General features: G+C 67.6%; 11 protein-coding genes. 3 read left to right on the forward strand and 8 right to left on the reverse strand.

The annotated features are described in order from the left end of the window. Positions 1-95: 95 nt before the first annotated feature. The gene (locus PV410_RS35040) at positions 96-1,049 is read right to left on the reverse strand and encodes an IS481 family transposase (protein ID WP_500329959.1); all 954 of its coding nucleotides are present in this window, start codon (positions 1,047-1,049) and stop codon (positions 96-98) included. 179 nt (positions 1,050-1,228) lie between these two features. On the opposite strand from PV410_RS35040, the gene PV410_RS35045 reads away from it, so the two are divergent. Then, positions 1,229-2,050, forward strand: a complete 822-nt coding sequence (locus PV410_RS35045) for a barstar family protein (protein WP_500329960.1) — start codon at positions 1,229-1,231, stop codon at positions 2,048-2,050. Between the two features lie 253 nt (positions 2,051-2,303). Here the strand turns inward: PV410_RS35045 and PV410_RS35050 are convergent, their stop codons facing one another. The 4 genes from PV410_RS35050 to PV410_RS35065 form a co-directional block, all read right to left on the reverse strand. Beyond that, positions 2,304-3,290, reverse strand: a complete 987-nt coding sequence (locus tag PV410_RS35050; protein WP_500329961.1) for a hypothetical protein — start codon at positions 3,288-3,290, stop codon at positions 2,304-2,306. 241 nt (positions 3,291-3,531) lie between these two features. Continuing rightward, positions 3,532-3,966, reverse strand: coding sequence for an integrase (locus tag PV410_RS35055; protein ID WP_500329963.1), 435 nt, complete (start codon positions 3,964-3,966; stop codon positions 3,532-3,534). A 29-nt stretch (positions 3,967-3,995) separates the two neighbouring features. Then, on the reverse strand, positions 3,996-5,981 hold the full coding sequence (locus PV410_RS35060) for a site-specific integrase (protein ID WP_500329964.1): 1,986 nt from the start codon (positions 5,979-5,981) through the stop codon (positions 3,996-3,998). Next, positions 5,974-7,170 carry a tyrosine-type recombinase/integrase gene (locus PV410_RS35065; protein WP_500330040.1) on the reverse strand — a complete coding sequence of 399 codons (1,197 nt, stop codon included), beginning with the start codon at positions 7,168-7,170 and terminating at the stop codon, positions 5,974-5,976. Before PV410_RS35065 ends, PV410_RS35060 begins: the two co-directional genes overlap by 8 nt. 700 nt (positions 7,171-7,870) lie before the next feature. Between PV410_RS35065 and PV410_RS35070 the strand changes: the two genes are divergently transcribed. After that, entirely contained in the window at positions 7,871-14,224 is a 6,354-nt protein-coding gene (locus PV410_RS35070) for a DNRLRE domain-containing protein (protein WP_500329966.1), read from the forward strand. Beyond that, on the forward strand, positions 14,212-14,727 hold the full coding sequence (locus PV410_RS35075; protein WP_500329968.1) for a hypothetical protein: 516 nt from the start codon (positions 14,212-14,214) through the stop codon (positions 14,725-14,727). Before PV410_RS35070 ends, PV410_RS35075 begins: the two co-directional genes overlap by 13 nt. 207 nt (positions 14,728-14,934) lie before the next feature. Here the strand turns inward: PV410_RS35075 and PV410_RS35080 are convergent, their stop codons facing one another. The 3 genes from PV410_RS35080 to PV410_RS35090 all read right to left on the reverse strand — a co-directional run bounded on the left by PV410_RS35080 (position 14,935) and on the right by PV410_RS35090 (position 19,033). Then, positions 14,935-15,282 carry a hypothetical protein gene (locus PV410_RS35080; protein WP_500329970.1) on the reverse strand — a complete coding sequence of 116 codons (348 nt, stop codon included), beginning with the start codon at positions 15,280-15,282 and terminating at the stop codon, positions 14,935-14,937. A gap of 347 nt (positions 15,283-15,629) precedes the next feature. Beyond that, positions 15,630-17,336 carry an ATP-binding cassette domain-containing protein gene (locus PV410_RS35085; protein ID WP_500329971.1) on the reverse strand — a complete coding sequence of 569 codons (1,707 nt, stop codon included), beginning with the start codon at positions 17,334-17,336 and terminating at the stop codon, positions 15,630-15,632. Continuing rightward, positions 17,333-19,033, reverse strand: a complete 1,701-nt coding sequence (locus PV410_RS35090) for an ABC transporter transmembrane domain-containing protein (RefSeq protein WP_500329973.1) — start codon at positions 19,031-19,033, stop codon at positions 17,333-17,335. The genes PV410_RS35085 and PV410_RS35090 overlap by 4 nt, the downstream gene beginning before the upstream one ends. Positions 19,034-19,321: the final 288 nt, after the last annotated feature.

The raw sequence follows: 19,321 nt of genomic DNA on the forward strand, positions 1-19,321 counted from the left end.
CAGCACCAACTCGGCCTTCGGCCGTCCCGTCCTCGCCATCCGCCCATCATGACGAACCACCACCGACTTACGCAGCGAAACAACGACTCAGGACACTAGATGTATTGCCCTGTGAGGTTGGGGACGCGGCTGGCGGGTGGTTTGCCGTTCAGCGCGGTGTGTCCGCGGTGGTGATTGTAGGTGTGGAGCCAGCGTGGGAACGCGGCTCGTCGTTCGGTCTCTGAGCGGTAGGGCATCGCGTAGGCCCATTCCTCGAGCAGGGTGCGGTTGAAGCGTTCGACCTTGCCGTTGGTCTGCGGCCGGTAGGGCCGGGTTCGCTTGTGGGCGATCCCGGCCGCCGTCAGGGTGTCGCGCCAGGCGTGGGATCTGTAGCAGGACCCGTTGTCGGTCAGGACGCGCTCGACCGTGATTCCGGCGGCGGTGAAGAACGCCTGGGCCCGGGTCCAGAACGCGGTGGCGGTCTCCTGTTTCTCGTCGGTGAGGATCTCGCTGTAGGCGAGACGGGAGTGGTCGTCGACGGCGGTGTGCAGGTAGCTGTAACCCACCTGTGTGCGGTTCTTGCGTCCTACTGGGCGGCCCAGCACCTTGTGGCCGCCACCGTCGGGGATGTTGCCGAGTTTCTTGATGTCCACGTGAACCAGCTCGCCGGGTCGGTCGCGTTCGTAGCGGCGGATCGGCTGCCCGGTGGCCCGGTCCAGGTGCGCGAGGCGGGCCAGCCCGAACCGGGTCAGGACGCGGTGGACGGTGGAGGGCACCAGGTTCAGCAGGTGCGCGATCCGCGCTGGTCCCCAGCGGCGGGCGAGCCGGACCTTGATGATCCGGCGTTCGGTGCGGGTCGGAAGCCGGCGCGGACTGTGATGCGGACGAGAGGAGCGGTCGGCCATGCCCACCTCGCCCAAGACTCGGTAGCGGTCGGCCCAGCGCTGGGCGGTGGTCGGCGAGACCTGGAAGCGTTCGGCGGCCCGGCGCAGCGGCCAGCCGTCGTCCACGACGCAGCGGGCCAGACGCAGGCGTCCGGTCTCGGTCAGGGGTGCATTACGGTGTGGCACGAGGGCCTTTCTGGTCGCCGGTGCTTCTCTGCACTTCACTCTCACGGGTGACGGCGGTTATGTGGCTCGTCAAAGGACCTCCGAGATGGATGGGATGGGGTCATGGGGCGCGACGGCGCTGGCGACCGCCCGGCAGGTCGCCGAGCGTCGGTAGGATCAGCGCTCTCATTGGGGGTGCGATGCGAACATCAGGGCGGGGCGGCGAGGGGCAGAAGTACACGCTGACCTCGGACGAGGACGACAGCGACTTCTGGGGCTTTGCCCACGAGGCCGAGGGGTTCTTCACGCCTCTGCCGGCTGAGGAGGGGGCTCGCAGAGTGCGCCTCGAAGGTTGCCTCCCGCAGGGTGGCCTACTGAAGAGCGTCGATCATGTCGGTGGTCGTCGTGCCATGGCGGGGAACGCCTGGTTCGATCTCCTCGACGGCGACGGTGCCACCATGGGGTCCTACTTCGTCGGCGAGGTCACCGTCGTCGACGTCAAGCCTTCCGCCCGTGGAGCCGGCCTCGTCGACCTCACGGTGACGCTGTGGTGCGAGAACGCCTTGCCTGGAGCGGAACGAGCGTGGGATCTGCTCCGGACTGGTCGCCTGAACCGCACCGGAATGTGGCACGAACTCGCACCCGCGGACAGACACGCGTGGCTGTCGGTGGCCCTGTGGTCCCGGGAGTACCAACGCCAGGGAAAGCCCGATGCGCCCGCAGGCCAGGCGTTCACCTTGAACGGCCGGCACATCGTCGACAAGGACACCTTCTACTGCGCGATCGGTGAAGCCATCAACGGGCCCGGCGGATACTTCGGCTGGAACCTTGACGCTCTGGACGACTGTCTGAGGGGCGGCTGGGGCACCACCACTCCGTTCACCTTGCACTGGGGTTCCTCGGCCGAGGCCAGGGCACGGTTGGTGGAGCGCGTGCCCGCTGGCGGCGATCGCCAGGTTGCGCTGTTCGACCTGCTCGTGGAGATCTTCGAGGAACGAGGCGTGAGCGTCAGCCTCCGGTAGACCGCCGATGCCCTCGTCCCCGAAGCTGCCTGCTCAGGGACGCGGTTGCCTGACGCGTGCTGCTCAGCGGTCTTCCTCGGCCGGACCGCGGTAGCGCCGGCTTCTTCCTTGGTCTAGTAACGGGCAGCTCTGCTCGTCGGGCTTTTGCTCGATGGCTGCGGGCGGCACCGCAGTCCGCGCGAGATACGGATCTCCCGTCCGCCCAGATGCTCAGCAATACCCGCTCTCCAGTAACTCGGCCACGAAGCCGCTGCTACGACAGTTCTTTCTCGACGAGCCGGAGGTAGCTGAACGGATGCTCTTGCTTTTTCTGCATCACGGGACGAACCTCGCGAGTGGCAATATTGAACCCGACGCTTCCGGCGATACCGGCCGCCCACGCTAGGTCTGGGACGGCCAGGGCTCCCACTACCGCAGTGCTTACCGCCACCGTGGCCGAGATGGACCTGGTGATCCACGCCATGCGACTGCTCTTTACAGCTCCCTGATAGTCCCCGCGTGCCTGGGTCAGTTCGCTGCGCATGCGTTGAAGAACATCGGCCGGGTGTTCCCAGTGCCGGTTGAGCTCACTGAGCATGGCCTGAGTTGCCCTGATCAAACGCTCTCGCTCGGCGGCGTATTTTTCACGGAAGGCCAGAACCTCGGAGGTTGGGGTTCCTGGTGCGGGCATGGGCAGCATGCGGCCAAGTTCCACGCGCCAAGCCGATACAGCGGACCGTGCATGCGGCCTCAGCGAAAGTTCCTCAGCCGTGGACTGATCGGTATAGGGCGTGTAGGAGATACTCGTTGTCGAGCGGGCCACCTCCTGAGCCAACGTGCTGGCCAGGACGAGTAGCGCCTTCTCAGGAACTACGAGGGATCCAAGATGGGGACGCTCAAAGGATCGATGACGTCGAGCCACACCAAGTGCGATAAGCCCCTCTTCGAGACGGAATCCCACCTTTCCCCCGTCGTCAAGGTAGACGGGGCGCCCCCTGTGGGGGCCGAGTGCATGGAGCGAATCGACCATCCCAGGAAAGTCATCGATTTCCCTGTTGGCTAGCAGACTGTAATGACGCTTGAGGTTAATGGGGCGGTAAAATCCCCGGTCCTTGAGATCTTGCAGCGTGCCCATGAGCGTGCGTTCATACGTTTCTTGTCTATCCGATACGATCGAAGCGATGCCGTCCCAGTACAGCAACGCTTCGTGGACCACGTTCACTGGAGGCTTAGCCAAAGGGTAATAGAGAAGGGTAGGCATGATTTCCCCCTGCATGACTCTTGCTGTCGATTTCGCGAAAGAGAATGCGTTCGTTGCGGCGGCGTGGCTGGACTGGCTCAGGCTCGCATGCGATAGGTGCGGTTGTCCGGCCACAGGAGCAGGTCGAGGCCGTACCGGCCGAGAGCCCGCGAGCCGGGCATGGACGGCAGTTCCGTTCGATCATATTCCGGGGGGCGCCGAGGCGTTCGAGGTTCTGGATCGGCCATCGGTCTCTGGAGCGTCATTCGAACCCCTTCGGCCGGCGGCGGGCGGGGATGCCGAGGTGCAGAGTTGGTCGCTGGGCTCGGCGTTGGGTCTCGTCGCGCTTGGCACGGAGGAAGGTGAGGGTGAGGTCGATGCCTCCGATCTCACCGATCCAACCCTTGGCTTCGGCTTGTGCGCGGCGTTGCAGAAGGTCGGCTTCCAGCTCGGTGAGTCGTGCGAGCATCTTGGGGTTGACGTGGAGCATTGGGCAGCGGATGCAGGCGTGTTCGTGTTGGCAGGGGGTGCCGTAAGGGCGTCCGCAGGAGCCGAGCTCGACCTTGCGACGGTCGAAGTGCTCCTCGAACTCGGTCCACTCGTCCGAGGTGGTGTCCCGGTACTCGTCGGTGGGACGGATCTGGCGCCGGTGCTCCAGGTGCTCTTGGTAGTGGCGGATGACGTCTTCGTCGAACACCGCGACGTAGCCGCGAGTGGTCTGGACATTCAGGTGCCCAGCAGGGCCGCGCCGATGTGGATCGGCAGGCCGCTGTTGACGAGTTCGGTGATGAAGATCCGCCGGAAGTCGTGCGGGGTGAACTTCAGCCCCTTGAAGCCGGGGTGCACTTCGGCGAGGGCGAGGCAGCGCCGCTCGATCATCTTCTGGATCGTGCCGACGTTGAAGACCGCGGGAACCGTGCCGTTCTGCCGCTGGAACAGGAACGGCATCGGAGGACTCCAGACCTTGTCGTGCGGGTCGTAGCGGGGCACGAGCGGGATCGGCCGCCCGGTGCGAGCGTGTCGGCGGATGATCGAGGCGATCACGTGGAAGAGCTCGGCGGACATCGGGATCACGCGTTCGCGGTCGGTCTTCGAAGGAGCGATGACCAGCAGCGCGATGACCTCGCCACCAGGTCGCTGATACTGGCGGATGCTCAGGTGAGTGAGCTCGCACAGCTCCTCGACGCGGACCCCGGAGTGCCGCAGCGTCTCCACCGCTGCCCAGTCCCAGAAGGTGGTTTCCTCCTCGGCGGCTACGTGGACCATCTCGCCGCTGTCGTTGTTCCGCAGACGCGGCGGGATAGGTGCTGTGTGACGGCTGAGCTTGCGGTCGGCTTCGCTCAGCACGCGTGTGTAGCTGGTGCCGGCGAACGTGAACGACTCTCCCTCGACCGCTTCCTCAGCGAGTTGCAGAAGCTGACGGAAGTGGTCGTAGCGGGACTCGACATGCTCGACGAGCACCGGCAGCAGAGGCTGACGCTGGCGGGTGCGGTCGGCACTGCGCTCGTTGATCCGCCGACGGCGAGCGCCGAGCCCGTGCAGGTCGGAGGGCGGGACAGGGCAGGGAGCCACCCACGCAGCCCACCGCTCGGGCTCCTGAGCGGCCCAGGTGTGCAGGTCGTAGTAGAAGCTGCGGACGGAGATGACCAGGCTGTCTGCCCCGGCGCGCGGAGCACCGTTGTCCTTGACGGCGATCATCTGCCGCCAGGCGGTGTAGATCTCTGGGGAGATCCGCAGGTCAGCCTGGTCGGGGTTGAGACGTTCGATCTTCTCCCAGAAGTGATGGGCCAGGTGCAGGACCAGGTTCTTCAAGGTGGCGTAGTCGGTGTCCGCGCGGCGCCGAGTGAAGTAGCCGATCAGCAGCCCGCGAACGGCCTGGTTGCGGATCGGGTAGTGATCGACAAGCTCCTCGACGCTCTTCTGGCCCCGCATGAGAGCAGCGCGCATCGTCGCCGGAACGGTCGGTGGAAGGTGGCCCGTGGCGTGGAGCACGTGCCACACGCCTTGGCCACGGAGCCGGTTTCCGGCCTTGTTGCCGGGGTCCACCACCGACCAGGCCCGCCGGTTCTCCTGCGCGAAGTGCAGCAGAGCGGGAGCCGTGACGTCGCTCAGCGTGACCCCCTGGACCGCGAGCAGAACGCACAGGTCGAACAGGGCCTCGGTGCGGTGCGCGTAGGTGTGCTGATGCACCTCGACCTGCTTGGCGAACTCGTCCAGCAGCGGGTCGCTCTGGGCGGAGATGAAGTGGGCTGCGAAGCCGGTCATGTGGTGGCGCCGGAAGGCCACCAGGGACGGCTGGATGACGCGCAGGCAGATCAGGGCTCGCAGGCCGGTGGTGAGTTTGACACTGGGGCTGCGGCGGCACTCCAGGTCGTTGACGTCGGCCAGTCCTTGCCCGACAGGGCTGGCGTCCCACCGTTCCTGCCAGGTCAGGCCGGGGTAACCGGCCAGGTAGTCCAGGAGGAGCCCGGCGGCCTGGCCGCGCTGCTGTCGCGTTGACATACCTCCATCCCAGGTGTCGACGACCAGCTTCGCGATCGACCGCGAACTGCTGCGGGAGAGGTCGCCGAACGGACGGGGTGGCGTGGCGGCTGTGGCCGGCTCGGCTGTCATCGGGCCACCGACGAAGCGGCTGGGGTAGTCCAGGCCCTCGGTGATCGGGCCGTGGCGGCGGCTGATGCCGGTGGTGGGGCTCGCGGCGGTCTTAGGCACCGAACACCGCCGCGATGTCGTCGGCGGCGTAGCCGGTCGGGTAACTCACCTGGGGGCGCGGCTGGTTGTAGTGCTCCAGCAAGGCGTCGAAGATCTCCTCGACCCGCACCGCCAGGTAGCGGCTGGTGGTCTGGATGTTCGCATGGCGCAGCACCGCCTGGACCTCGGGCAGCGTGAGCTTGCCGCCGTTGGCCATCCGGTGGGCCGCGGTGTGGCGCAGGTCGTGAAGCGTCCAGTTCGTGCACAGGTTCTGCTGGGCCCGCTGCACCACCCGACGCATCGCCCAGTAGGTCAGAGGCCGGTCTTCACCGTGCCGAGTGCGCCAGACCGGCTCGCCGACCTCGGGCGTGCCGACGCTGTCCAGGTAGCGGGCGAGGCGGACACATGCCTCCGGCGAGATCGGCACGAGCTCGCGTTCTCGGGTGCCCTTGGTGATGACGTAGAGGCCCGGCTTGGCCCAGTGGATGTCGCCGGTCCCGACACCGAGCAACTCCTCCGCCCGGGCGCCGCTGGAGACGTAGCAGTCGAGCAGGGCTCGATCCCGCTCGCAGCTCATGGCGGCGAACAGCTCGTCCCACAGCGGATCGGGGATGGAGCGCGGAGGCCGGCTGGCAACCTTCTGACGCAGCCTGGCCCGGCCCAACACCGGCTTGGGCGCCAGCGGGCTCAGGTGGCTCAAGGCCCGGCGACGCTGTGACGAGGCGGGCACCGGGTTCGCTACCGGACCTCGTCCGTAGTGCGCATGGAACGTGTAGAAGCCGCTGACCACCGACAGGGCGTGGTTGATGGTCGTCGGTGCGTACCCGGGGCTGAGGTAGGGCTTCCCGGTCCGGGGATTGACCGTTCCCGGAGGCGGCGACTGCGGGTTGCGCCGCCGGCGCTGCGGGTTTGGGGCCGTACGCAGCCAGCCGGTCAGGACGGCCGTCTCCGCCTCGGTCGCCCGTTCCCAGGCCACGTCGAGCAGCCACAGCAGCCGGAACCACCGCAGCATTCCGAACCCGTAGCTACGGGCGGTCAGCGGGCTGCTGTCATTCAGCGCCAGGTCGCGCAGGTACGCGGTGACCGGTTCCACCTCGCGTCCGAGGCCGTTGACAACCATGAAGGGAGGGTGGGCCTCACCGGTTTCCACCACGGCACCAGCACGGGGCAGCTGGGCCCGACCCTCCATCAGTTCGTGACGTAGATCCACTTCGCTCTCCTTGATCGTGATGTCCAACACCGCGATCAACGATGAGAAAAGGTGCAGATAACTGTGCAGATGTCGCAATCCACACCAGGCCAGAAGGCCCTCACCCATTTCAAGATCCCTCAACCGAGACCTGCATCACCCGTCCACAACCTCCCGGGACAGAACACCTAGAGCTGCGGCAGCGGTTCGAAGTCGGGGCTGGTATCGGGCACTGCCATGGAGCGGTAGCGCCTTGCCGAGCCATGCCGCCGCGCCGTGTCTGTCCACGGGCTGATCGGTGATGCCGAGGCATCAACTGCCGGGGCGTCGGTAGGCGCTTTGCGTGTGGGTGGTGGTTGCCTGGGGCTCCGAATGATCGGATTTCAGGTTCGAAGCATACGCAAAATGGTCATATATAGTTTCCCTCTGCTTTACTCGATGTTGGGCGTAAGTCCTCTTCTTGAATGCCCAGTTGGGTGATCGAATTGACGCGCGCGCAACAAAGGTAAAATATCGGCCAGCCCCGAGCTTTACTATCTCTTGCCTTTTGAGGGTTATGTGTGCGGCGCTAGTCCCCTTGGAACTTGGCCGTAGCGCCGCTGGTCAGGCGGGTGCGAGAGGGACTTCGGAAGGTTTCATGGGCCCCGGTGAGAAACCCGTTTCTGCGGCGAGATAGATCTTCCTTCCTGATCCACATGGGGATCTCTTGAAGGAGATGTGAATGGTTTTCTGGTTCAAGGACGGGCCGCCCGGCCCGTTCAGCACCACCTCGCCCGCGGCGAGTAGACGCGTGCGCCGCATAGCGGGGGCTGTGACCCTGATGCTGGCTGTTGAGACGGCCTTGGTGGTGGAGTCCACCGGACAGGCAGTGGCGCTGGCACAGCAAGCGCCCACGGCTACCGCGACAGCCACGGCCGACGGCCCGGCGCAGGCGCAGGACGAGGCGTCGGCGCTGCTGATGGCCCGGCTGCAGGACCGGAAGATCGAGGTTCTGTCGGCGCGGTCGTCGGATTCCACGACGTGGGCGCTGCCGAGCGGTGAGCTGCAGACCGCGGCGTACGCCGGGCCTATCCGGGTCAAGCAGGACGGTAGGTGGCAGGACATTGACACGTCGCTGTCCGACACCGGCGCGTCCTTGACCCCGCAGGCGACGGCCGCGGACATCGCGGTCTCTGACGGCGGTGACACGGCCCTGGCGTCGGTGGCCAAGGGGGACAAGTCCTTCGGCCTGGGTTGGCAGGACAAGCTCCCCACCCCGCAGGTGAAGGACGACACCGCCTCCTATGACCTGGGCGCCGGTCAGACGCTGACGGTGACCGCGCTGCCGCAGGGCTTCTCGCAGAACGTGGTCCTGGACCAGCAGCCGGACGGCCCGGTCTCCTACCGGATCCCACTCGACCTGGACGGCCTGAAGCTGTCCGAGGCCGACTCCGGGCACCTGCTGCTGAAGGACGCCGACGGGAAGCTGGTGGCCGAGGCGCCGGCGCCGATGATGTGGGACTCCAGCAAGAACGAGGTCTCCGGTGAGCCGGAGCACCAGGCCCGGGTTGCCACGAAGATCGAAACCGGCGGCGACGGCCAGCAGACCCTGGTCTTGACACCTGCGGCGGACTTCCTGGCCACCGCGACGTACCCGGTGACGGTCGACCCCACCTCCACGCTGGCTGAGACCACCGACACCTGGATCCAGACCCCGGACTACACCGACTCCCAGGTCTCCTCCACGGAGCTGAAGTCGGGCACCTACGACGCAGGCGGCCACATCGCCCGCTCGTACCTGATGTTCGATGTGGCGAAGTTCAAGGGCAAGCACATCACCGACACCAACCTCGCCCTGTACTCGTACTACGCCTCGACCTGCTCCACGGCAGGTGCGGGAACCCAGGTCCGCCGGATCACGAGCAGCTGGTCGTCCTCGACCGTGACGTGGGGCGCGCAGCCGTCGACCACGACCACGGGCGCGGTGACCAACAAGGCTGCGCTGGGCTGGAGCTCTTCCTGCCCGGCCGGCACGATGAACTTCGACATCGACGCCATCGTGCAGGCCTGGGCCGACGGCTCCGCCAACTACGGCCTGCAGGTCCGCAGCGCGGACGAGACCGACACCCTGACCTGGCGCCGCTTCCGCTCGGCGAACTACAACTCCGGCGTCGACGGAGCCACCGAGCCGCACCTGACGGTCACCTACAACTCCTACGCCACCACAGCCTCGGCCGCGATCCAGCCGAGCGTGGTCAACGCCTACAACGGTTCGCGCTACGTCACCTCGCTGACCCCGACTCTGTCGGCGAAGGTCACCGATGCCGACGGCGGCAACGCCCAGGCCCAGTTCGAGATCACCCCGAACCCGACCAACGCGGACACCACCTACACCTACACCGCGTTTGGCAAGACGGTGACCTCCGGTTCGACCTCCACGTTGGCGATCCCGTCCGCTTCCGCGTTCCCCGCTGGAACGCACCTGCGCTACCGGGTGCGGGCATATGACGGCACCGACTACGGCACCTGGTCCGGCTACACCAACTTCGTGCTGAACACGGCCCTGCCCGTGGCGCCCACCGTGCTGTGCGACACCTACGGCAAGGACACCTGGACGGCGAAGGCTTCAGGGGCGGTGGCCTGCACCCTGGACACCACCTCCACCGACGGCCAGGGCTTCAAGTGGGGCCTGGACGACCCGTCCCTGCCCAAGCGGGTGGACGACACCACCGACGGCACCGGCGGCGACCCGCTGACGGTGTCCATCAGCCCTGCTGACGGCTGGCACACTCTGTACGCCCAGACCGTTGACTCTGGCGGCAACCTCTCCACCGCAGTCACCAAGTACAGCTTCGGCGTCGGCGCCGACGGCGCCGCGCTGCTCACGCCGGGCGACGGCGATTCCAGCGCCCGCCGGGTCAGCCTGACGTCCAAGGGCAAGACCAGCTACACCGGGGTGACCTACCAGTACCGGCGCGGTGAGACCGATGCCTGGCACACCGTCCCGCTGGGCGATGTCACGAAGACCTCCGACGGTTCGGCTGTGGCTGTCTGGCCGGTCACCGTCTCAGGCGGCGCCCCGGCGGGACTGACCTGGAATGTGACGTCGTCGCTGACGCAGGACGGGCCCATCGACATCCGGGCGGCCTTCACCGATGGCACCACCACCGGCTACAGCCAGTCCGTCACGGTCACCGTGGACCGCAACGCCGGCACCGCCCCCAGCGAGGACATCGGCCCGGGCTCGGTGAACACCCTCACCGGTGACTTCACCGTCGCGGCCACGGACGCCTCCGGTTTCGGCCTGTCCGCCTCGCGCACCGCTTCCTCGCGGCGCCCGGCCGCCGGTGCCAGCACCGAGGGCCAGGTAGCCATCTACGGCCCCCAGTGGACCTCCGGCACCACCGCGGAGCTCACCGACTCCGACTGGACCAACGTCCACAAGACCTCGACCACCTCGGTGGCCCTCGCCGACGTCGACGGCCTGGACACCGGCTTCACCGCCACCACCTCCGGCGGCTGGAAGCCCGAGCCCGGCTCCGAGGATCTGACGCTGACCAGCAATGACAGCACCGGAAAGATCAACAATGATCTGACCAAGGTCTCCGACTTCACCCTGAAGGACACTGAGGGCACCACGACCACGTTCGCCCGGGTCGACCCCTCGACCTCCACCTGGGTGGTCTCCAGTACCTACCTGCCGACCGACAACTCCACCACCAAGGTGGTCTCGGAGAAGGTCGTCTCCGGCAGCGTGACGTTGGCCCGTCCGAAGTACCTGATCGCCCCGACCACGGCCGTCTCCGCCGCCACGTGCGAGACCACGCCGTCGACGAAGGGCTGCCGGATGCTGGAGTTCGTCTACGCGACCTCCACCACCGCCACCGCCTCGGCGCTGGGCGACTACACCGGCCGCGTCAAGCAGATCAAGCAGTGGGCCACCGACCCCGGCGCGGCCGCCGCGACGGCCACCGTGGTCGCGCAGTACGCGTACGACGACTCCGGCCGGCTGCGTGAGGAGTGGGACCCGCGGATTACACCTGCGCTGAAGACCGCCTACACCTACGACAGCGCTGACCGCGTCACCACGCTCACCCCGGCCGGCGAACTCCGCTGGACGCTGACCTACAAGGGCGGCACCGGTGAGGACAGCGGCAAGCTGTGGTCTGCGTCCCGGCCGAACCTGAAGGCGGGCAGCAAGTCCGAGACCGACGGCACCACCGCCACCACCAGCGTCGTCTACGACGTGCCGCTGTCCGGGGCCAAGGCACCCAACCAGATGGGCACCTCCGACGTGGCCGCCTGGGGGCAGGTCGACGTGCCAGCCGACGCCACCGCTGTCTTCCCCGCCGACGCCGTTCCGGCCTCGAACACCGGCTCGGACCTGACCGCGGCGGACTACACACGGGCGACCGTCACCTACACCGACGCCTCCGGCCGTGAGGTCAACACCGCCACCCCCGGCGGGCACATCACCACCACCGAGTACGACCAGTTCGGAAACACTGTCCGTGAACTGACCGCGGGCAACCGTGAACTGGCCCTGGCCACCGGGGGCGCGCTCCTGGACGAGCTCGCCGGCCTGGGTATCGATGCCCTGTCAACCGCTGCTCGCGCCGAGCAGCTGTCCACCCGCTCGGTGTACTCCGCCGACGGCCTTCGGCAGCTCGAGGAGACGGGTCCGCTCCACCAGGTCACCCTGACCACGGCGCTGAAGGCAGGCACCGGCGGAACCGACCTGCCGGCCGGCACCGTCTGGCCCGCGCGCTCCCACACCGTGAACACCTACGACGAGGGCCGCCCCACCGACGGCACCGCGACCGTCGCCAACCAGGTCACCACCGTGAAGACCGGCGCGTTCGTGGACGGCTACCCCTCCGATGGCGACGTGCGCACGGCCAAGACGGAGTACGACTGGGTCAAGGGGCTGCCCACCAAGCAGATCACCGACCCCGCAGGACTGGCGCTCACCACGACCACCGCGTATGACGCACAGGGCCGGGTGATCAAGAGCAGTCTGCCCAAGTCCAACGGGACCGACGCCGGGACCACCGTGACCACCTACTGGTCGGCCACTGGCACCGGAGCCTGCAACGGACGGCCCGAATGGGCCGACCAGGTCTGCTCAGTCGGTCCAGCGGGCACCATCACTGGCGGCGGTAGCAACCCCAGCCAGCTCCCCACCACGACCACCGAATACGACCGGTGGGGCAACACCGCCAAGGTCACCGAGACCGCTAACGGCTCGACGCGAACCTCCACCTCGACCTACGACGGTGCTGGCCGCGTCAAGACCGTCAGCGTCACCGGCGTGGGCACGGCGGTACCCGACACCACCACCACGTACGACCCGGACAGTGGCGACGTGGCCACCGTGACCGCAGGCGGCCAGACCGTCAGCCACAGCTACGACCAGCTCGGACGGGAGATCTCCTACAACGACGGCGCCGGCAACACCACAACCACCGCGTATGACGCGCTTGGCCGCGTGGTGAAGACCACCGACTCCGCCCCGTCGACCACCACCTACACCTACGACACGACCAAGGACCCCCGCGGCCTGGAAACCTCCCGCACCGACTCGGTCGCCGGAACCTTCTCGGCGACCTACGACGCGGACGGTGACCTGACCACCCAGGCCCTGCCTGGCGGCTACACCCTCACCCTCGGTCAGGACGAGACCGGCCAGGAGACCTCCCGGGTCTACACCCGCGACAGCGACAATCTCCTCGTTGCCTCCGACACCGCCGACCACTCCGTCCAGAGCCAGGTCGTCGCCGAGACTGGATCCAACGGCCAGACCCGCGACCGCGCCTACGCCTACGACGCCGTAGGCCGTCTGACCCGCGCCGACGACACCGCCCCCGATGGGTCCTGCACCCGACGGGACTACACCTTCGACAACAACACCAACCGCACTGCCCTCGCCGTCGCCACCAGCGACGTCGACACGGCCTGCACCTCCACCGGCGCGACGACCACGTCCTACACCTACGACAGCGCCGACCGGCTCACCGCCGCTGGCACCATCTACGACGCATTCGGCCGCACCACCACCCAGACGTCCGGCGCCACCATCGGCTACTACACCAACGACCTGGTCCGAAACCAGACCTCCGGCACCAGCCGGCAGACCTGGACGCTCGATGCGGCAGGCCGCCTTGCTGCCTGGACCACCGAAACCAACACCAGCGGCACCTGGACCCAGACCGCGTCCAAGACCAACCACTACGGCGGCGAGGGCGACAGCCCCGATTGGACCCAGGAAAGCGCCAGCAGCCTGAGCCGCAACGTCCAGGGCATCAGCGGAGACCTCGACGCCGCCACCAGCGCCACCGGCAATGTCGTCCTCCAGCTGACCGACATCCACGGCGACACCACCGTCCAGCTCCCGCTGGACACCGCGCAAGCACCCGTCGCCCTCGCCTACGACGAATACGGGAACGCCGAAAACGGTACCTTCGCCGGACGCTACGGGTGGCTTGGCAGTAAGCAGCGTTCTAGCGAAACCATCACGGGCACCATCCTCATGGGCGTACGCCTCTACGACCCCACGACTGGACGCTTCATGTCCGTCGACCCAGTACCCGGCGGAAACGCCAACGCCTACGAATACTGCAGCGGCGACCCCGTCAACCGATTGGATCTTGACGGCCGATTCGGATGGGGAAAGTGGTTGGATAGAGCCAGTACCGGCCTCGCTGTCGCGGGAATGTTCGGCTGCGCCGCGTGTGCGGCAATTTCCGCGGGGATTTCCCTGGGGCGCGGAATCTACAAGGTGCGTCACCACGACCGAAGCGGCTGGCTTGACATCGCCGGAAGCGTCACCTTTGGTGCAGGGAAGGGATTTGGTGCGGCCGGCAGGCTGTGGAAGGCTCGCAGGCTTGGCCGCGCACCCAAGGGCATCGCTGGCAGGGGTAGATACTACAAGCGGGCGCGAAGCAGGGCAGCGAAAGCAAGCCGCCGCTATCACCGCCGCTACACTCACCGCGCGGATCGAGTCGACCGCTGGTACGGAGGGGGTTCCTTGGCCTACAGCGCATACGGCGAGTATCACTCCTACCGACAGCAAGGATGGCGACGATGGCTTCGATGAAGCGAAGGGCCAGCGGACCGTTGCGATATACGGAGCACGGCCTGACCTACGTGGTAGCGCTTCTCCTTGCCGGAGGCGATCGAGTGGAAGCCGCCCAGACGGCAGTTGATGGCAGCAAAGCGGTTACTGCTGTCCTCCATCAGCAATCCCGGGCGATCACCAAACGAGACGCGTCGGAGGTCTGGATCCCTGCCGCGGAGACCATGGCGCTCCTCTCATGGTTCTGGTTCGTTATCGTGGCAGCGGCAGCGGTACTGGCCCTGGTTTTTGTGCCGTCCAATCCGGATCCGTCCATTCTGGTCCCGATCGCTCTTGTCCTGGCATTCCCCAGCGCCATGTTCGTCTCCCGGCAGGTCTGCTACCAAGTAATTCGGCGGATCCTGATAAGCGAAAACGTCTCGCGTTCAGCGCTTCTCTGGATTCGGCGTTGGCACAGTGTGCCTGCAGTCTGTGTACTCGCTACGGCGATGTGGGCAGTTTGGATGTTCACTTTCTCCGGTTGATCGGCCGCCCGTAGCGGATCAACCGCAGGTGTGGGGCTTCTCCAATGGAGCCCCACACCCTCCTGGCCAACGAATCTAGGGTGGGTCAGTGATGTTGCGGGCATCGACTACCTGATGGATCTCCAAGACCGCTTCACCCGAGGAAGCGGTTTTGCTGCTTGCCGCCAAGCCCGCGGCGGCGGCGAAGTGAGTGAAATCGGGGCCCGGTCATGGTGTCCCGCCGGTCCGGCACGGGCACTTGCTGGCCCGGCCGTCCTCTCCGGTGACCCAGCCGTAGTCACAGCTCCCGCAGTACGTCACCGGTCCGGCGGGCGCTGCGGGGGCAGCGGGTGGTGACCAGTGCTCCAGGTGCCGTTCCAGGTCCAGCCACGTCGGTTCCCGGGCCATGTCGACGGCCGCTTGCGCCAGGAGCTCTTCCGCCGTTCCGGCGGCCGCCAGTGCTGCGGCGGCGCGGGCCACCCGCTTGTGTCCCAGGACCGGAACCGGGTGCCCCCTGCGGCGCCGGGCCTCCGCCCACGCCTCGGCCACACGATCCCCGGCTGCCTTGGGGTTCACCAGAACGGGCCCTGCTGCCGGCCTACCGGTCCCGCTGGCTCGCGCCCTTTACATCGCGAGCCGGTGAGGACGGCATGGGTACCGCCGAGAGTTCGCGCCTTCCTGGCAGGCTCGCGGTCTCTCTCTCGGGCACCACCGCTGCGGTGCCATTGCGGCACCGCGACCAGCCCGCGAGGCCGCCGGGGAACGCCCCGGCTACCTCCCGCTGTCGGCCGAGGCCGGTCTCCGGGCCCCCGCGCCGCCCCGGCCGGCGAGCTGTCGTGCCAACGCCGTCGTAGGGCCGGCCACCGGTGCGTTCTCCTCGAAGGGCACGGCGAACCTGTCGGGCGGTGGCTCGATGACGGTGGTCACCCGACGAGCTCTGCGGTCTCGCTCCAGTGGCCCACGAGCGCCGCGTAGCGGGCTGACGATCGCAGGAGCTCCTCGTGCGTCCCCATCTGTATCCGGGTGTGGTCCATCACCATGACCACCTCTGCCCGCAGGGCGGAACTGATCCGGTGTGCGATAACGACCAAGGTGCCCTCCCGTCGGGAGAACGCCTCTTCCGCGCGGGCCTCGGCTGCTGGGTCGAGGTGACATGTGGCCTCGTCGAGGATGGTCACGACGGCGTTCGCCAGGAAGGCACGGGTGAGGACGAGAATCTGCCGCTCACCCGCTGACAGGTGCGCCGGGGCGAGGTGGGCGTCGAGGCCCCCGAGCCGGTCGACCAGGGATTCGGCGCCGACTGCACGTACGGCGCCCTCCAGCTCCGCGTCGGTGACGCCCTCGCGGTGGTAGGCCAGATTGGCCCGCACGGAGCCGGTGAACAGGTAGCCCTGCTGCGGCACGAGGTTCACGGACGTCCGCAGCGAGTGCCACTCGAAATCCTCCAGTGGGCGGCCGTCGAGCCGGACCGTTCCGCTGTCCGGGCGGAGCAAACCTGCCAGGAGCCCGCCCAGGGTCGACTTTCCGGTCCCGCTGGGGCCGACCAGGGCGATGTGCCGGCCGAAGGGTATGGCGAGGGAGAGCCCGCTGACCACCGCTCGGGTGGGGCCGTAGGCGAAACCGAGTCCCTCGGTCTTCAGGACAGGTCTGGGGGGGACCGTCTCGCGCCCGGTCGGGATGGTGTCGAGGGGAGGCGGCGTCTCCTGGATGCGGTGCAGATTCACGAAGAGCGGCACCAGGGTGGAGCTGACGGTCTGCGTGAGGGAGCGCAGCAACGGCACCAGGGAACTGAACAGGTAGGTGGCCGCGCCGACGAGGCCGCCTGTCGTCAGTCCCGCCGCCGTCCTGAGCCAGGGTGCGGTCAACAACAGCAACGCCAGCGGCAGGTACCCGCCGACCGCGACCACCACCGCCCGAACGGTACCCGTGCGGCCGATGGCGCGTACTGCGGCAGCCTGATGGTCGATCGCCTCACCCACCTGCGTAGCAGCGCGGGCGGTCGCGCCGCAGGCAAGGACGTCCCGCAGCGCCGTGAGGACGGCCCGGGTCTCGGTCGAAAGCTCCTCACCGGCGACAGCAGCTTCCTGGTGGATCCGTGTCAGCGCCCTGACCTGGCCGATCAGGAGCCCGATGGCGACGACTGTGCAGACCGCGACCGAAGCCATGAATACCGGGGAGAGTACCGCCAGGCCGAACAGCACGCCGGCCACTGAGAAAGCCTGCTGACGCATGGTCAGCAGCGTGTCGCCCGTCAGCACGCGTACGGTCTCCGCCTGGGTCATGATGCGGGCGGCGGCACGGTTTCCGGTACTCAGGTCGGTGCTGCCGGTGCTCTGCAGCGCACTAGCCACGGTTCGCTGGACCAGCCGGTCGCGCAAGGGCTCGACGAGCTCGGCCACATGCCGTGCGATATGTGGTTGGGCTGCGGCGCTGACGGCGTAGGCGAGAGCCACCAGCGACAGCCACGCAAGGCCCACACCTGCTCGGTGACGAAGGAATCCCTGGTCGATGGCGGTGGCCACGCACAGCCCGGAGAGGAGGGTGGGTGTACTGTCCGCGACCGACCACAGAAGCAGCCTGGTCAGTGGCCGCCGGGCGCCCGGCATGTGCAGGGGCAGCAGATCTTTCATGGGGAAGGCTCCCTCGCCGGCATGTGGGTGGCGAATGCCAGGCGGTATGCCTGGTGCTGCCACAGTTCCTGATGGGACCCCAACTCCCGGATCCGTCCCTGGTCCAGCCAGGCCACGAGGTCGGCGCGGGCGGCGGTGGCCGGGCGGCGGGCCACGACGATCCTCGTGGTGCCCGCCAGGCGCTCCTGGATCGCCTGGGTCACTTCCGCTTCCGTGGCGGTGTCCAGACTGGAGGTGGCGTCATCCAGGACGATGGCGTCCCGTCCCTGGAGCAGCGCCCGGGCGATGCCGAGCCGCTGCAGTTCGCCACCGGAGCAGGCGAGGCTGCGCACCGGGGTCTGCAGACCCTCCGGCAACCGATCGACGAAGTCGGAGATCTTGGCGATTCGGCAGGCTTGGGCGACCTCCTTCGCATCTGCGTCCGCCCGGCCGTAGGTAAGTGCCTCCCCCAGGGTGCGACCGACCATGACAGGCTGTTCGAAGGCGAAGGCGACACGTCCGGGGGCTACGGGGGTACCCGCCAGGGCGACGGTCCCGGTTTCGGGAGTGAGCAGTCCGCCGGCGAGCAGGGCGAGCGTGGACTTTCCGGAACCGGAGGCACCGACGATCGCGAGTTCCGAACCAGCCGGCACCCTCAGGTCGCATTCCTGAAGCACGCCGCTGTCGCCGTACCGGAGGCTCACCCGGGACAGCGCGATCTCTGCTCCCCCTACGGCCGGGGCGTACGGCCGGACCGTGGCCTCGGCCACCGCGCGCTTGGCGGGCAGCTCGGCCACCTCGTGCACACGCCGCCATGCGGCGATCATGTGGGCGAAGTGAGTGATGCCGGACAACTGGCTGAGCGACTGCAGTCCATATGCCAGATAGCCGACGGCAGCGACGAGCGTCCCGACGGGGAGCCGCCCCTCGGTCACCTGTGCACCGCACAGGCCGAGCACGGAGAGCTCGGTCAGGCCCGTGAGCAGGTTAATGCGGGTGCCGATCTTGCCGGCGACGGCCCAGTCCCGACGTCCGACAGTGGACAGGTCCTTCAGTGGTTCGGTGATGCGTGCGAGTTCACGCTCCTGTGTGCCGGCCGCATGTATGGTGCCCAACCCGGTGAGGGCATCGTCCAGCGCGCTCACGATCGTCGCCTGGACGCTCTGGTACCGCTCGTAAACGGTGGTGGCACTTTTCGTGCTTCGCCATAGGATGACGGCGGTCGCTGTGGCCCCGGCGGCGTACGCGAGCGCCAGGGTCCAGTCGAGGTACAGCAGGGCGAGCATGGCTCCGAGCGCGCTGAGCGCGGCCATGACGCAGTTGATGAGGGCGAAGCCCATGTCGGAGGCGACGGTGACGTTGCCGGTGATCCGAGCGAGGAGGTCGCCCGTCCTGAACCGCTGAGTGGCGGGCAGGCCCGCGTCGAGGACCTGCTGGATCAGGGAGCGGCGGAGCTGGGCACCGGCTGCGGCCACGGAGGCGTTCTTCGCGCGGCTCGCCACAACAGTGGCCAGCAGGGCCGCAGCCAGGGCTGCGACAGTCCATCCGGTGGTAGCGGCGGCCCGGTGGTCGTCGAACGCTGATTCGATGGCCCGGTCCAGGAGCACCGGCAGTGCGAGAGAGGCGGCCGCGCCTACGCCGCTCGCGGCGAAATAGAGCGTGTGGGGGCGCCACGACGCCCGCATCACGCTGAGGACTGGCTGTATCGAGCGGAACACGGTGCCCTTCCGGTGGCATGCCTGCGGGTTGTGGGCCCGGAAGGGGTCCCACAACCCGCAGGATCGATTCACCCGTCAGACGGGTGGTGTGTTACGGGGCGGTGAAGAAAGTGCCCGGCGTGGTGTTGCGGCCCGTGCACAGGCGCTTGGGGGCGCCGTTGTCCTTGCGCACACGCTGGAGCGCGGCGAGGGTCTTCGTGCCGTTCATGAGGTGTCCTTTCGGATGGTTTCCGGCCGCTGCGTCGACAGCGGCTCGTGAGGGGTCGGACTACCAGGTCCAGTAGCTCT

The sequence above is a fragment of the Streptomyces sp. PA03-5A genome (assembly GCF_033792725.1).
In the GTDB taxonomy this organism is placed as follows: Bacteria; Actinomycetota; Actinomycetes; order Streptomycetales; family Streptomycetaceae; genus Actinacidiphila.

What these genes read in the sequence shown, in the direction of transcription:
- PV410_RS35045 (WP_500329960.1), top strand. Translation starts at nt 1,229, where the DNA reads ATGCGAACATCAGGGCGGGGCGGCGAGGGGCAGAAGTACACGCTGACC.
- PV410_RS35050 (WP_500329961.1), bottom strand. Translation starts at nt 3,290, where the DNA reads ATGCCTACCCTTCTCTATTACCCTTTGGCTAAGCCTCCAGTGAACGTG.
- PV410_RS35070 (WP_500329966.1), top strand. Translation starts at nt 7,871, where the DNA reads ATGGTTTTCTGGTTCAAGGACGGGCCGCCCGGCCCGTTCAGCACCACC.
- PV410_RS35075 (WP_500329968.1), top strand. Translation starts at nt 14,212, where the DNA reads ATGGCTTCGATGAAGCGAAGGGCCAGCGGACCGTTGCGATATACGGAG.
- PV410_RS35085 (WP_500329971.1), bottom strand. Translation starts at nt 17,336, where the DNA reads ATGAAAGATCTGCTGCCCCTGCACATGCCGGGCGCCCGGCGGCCACTG.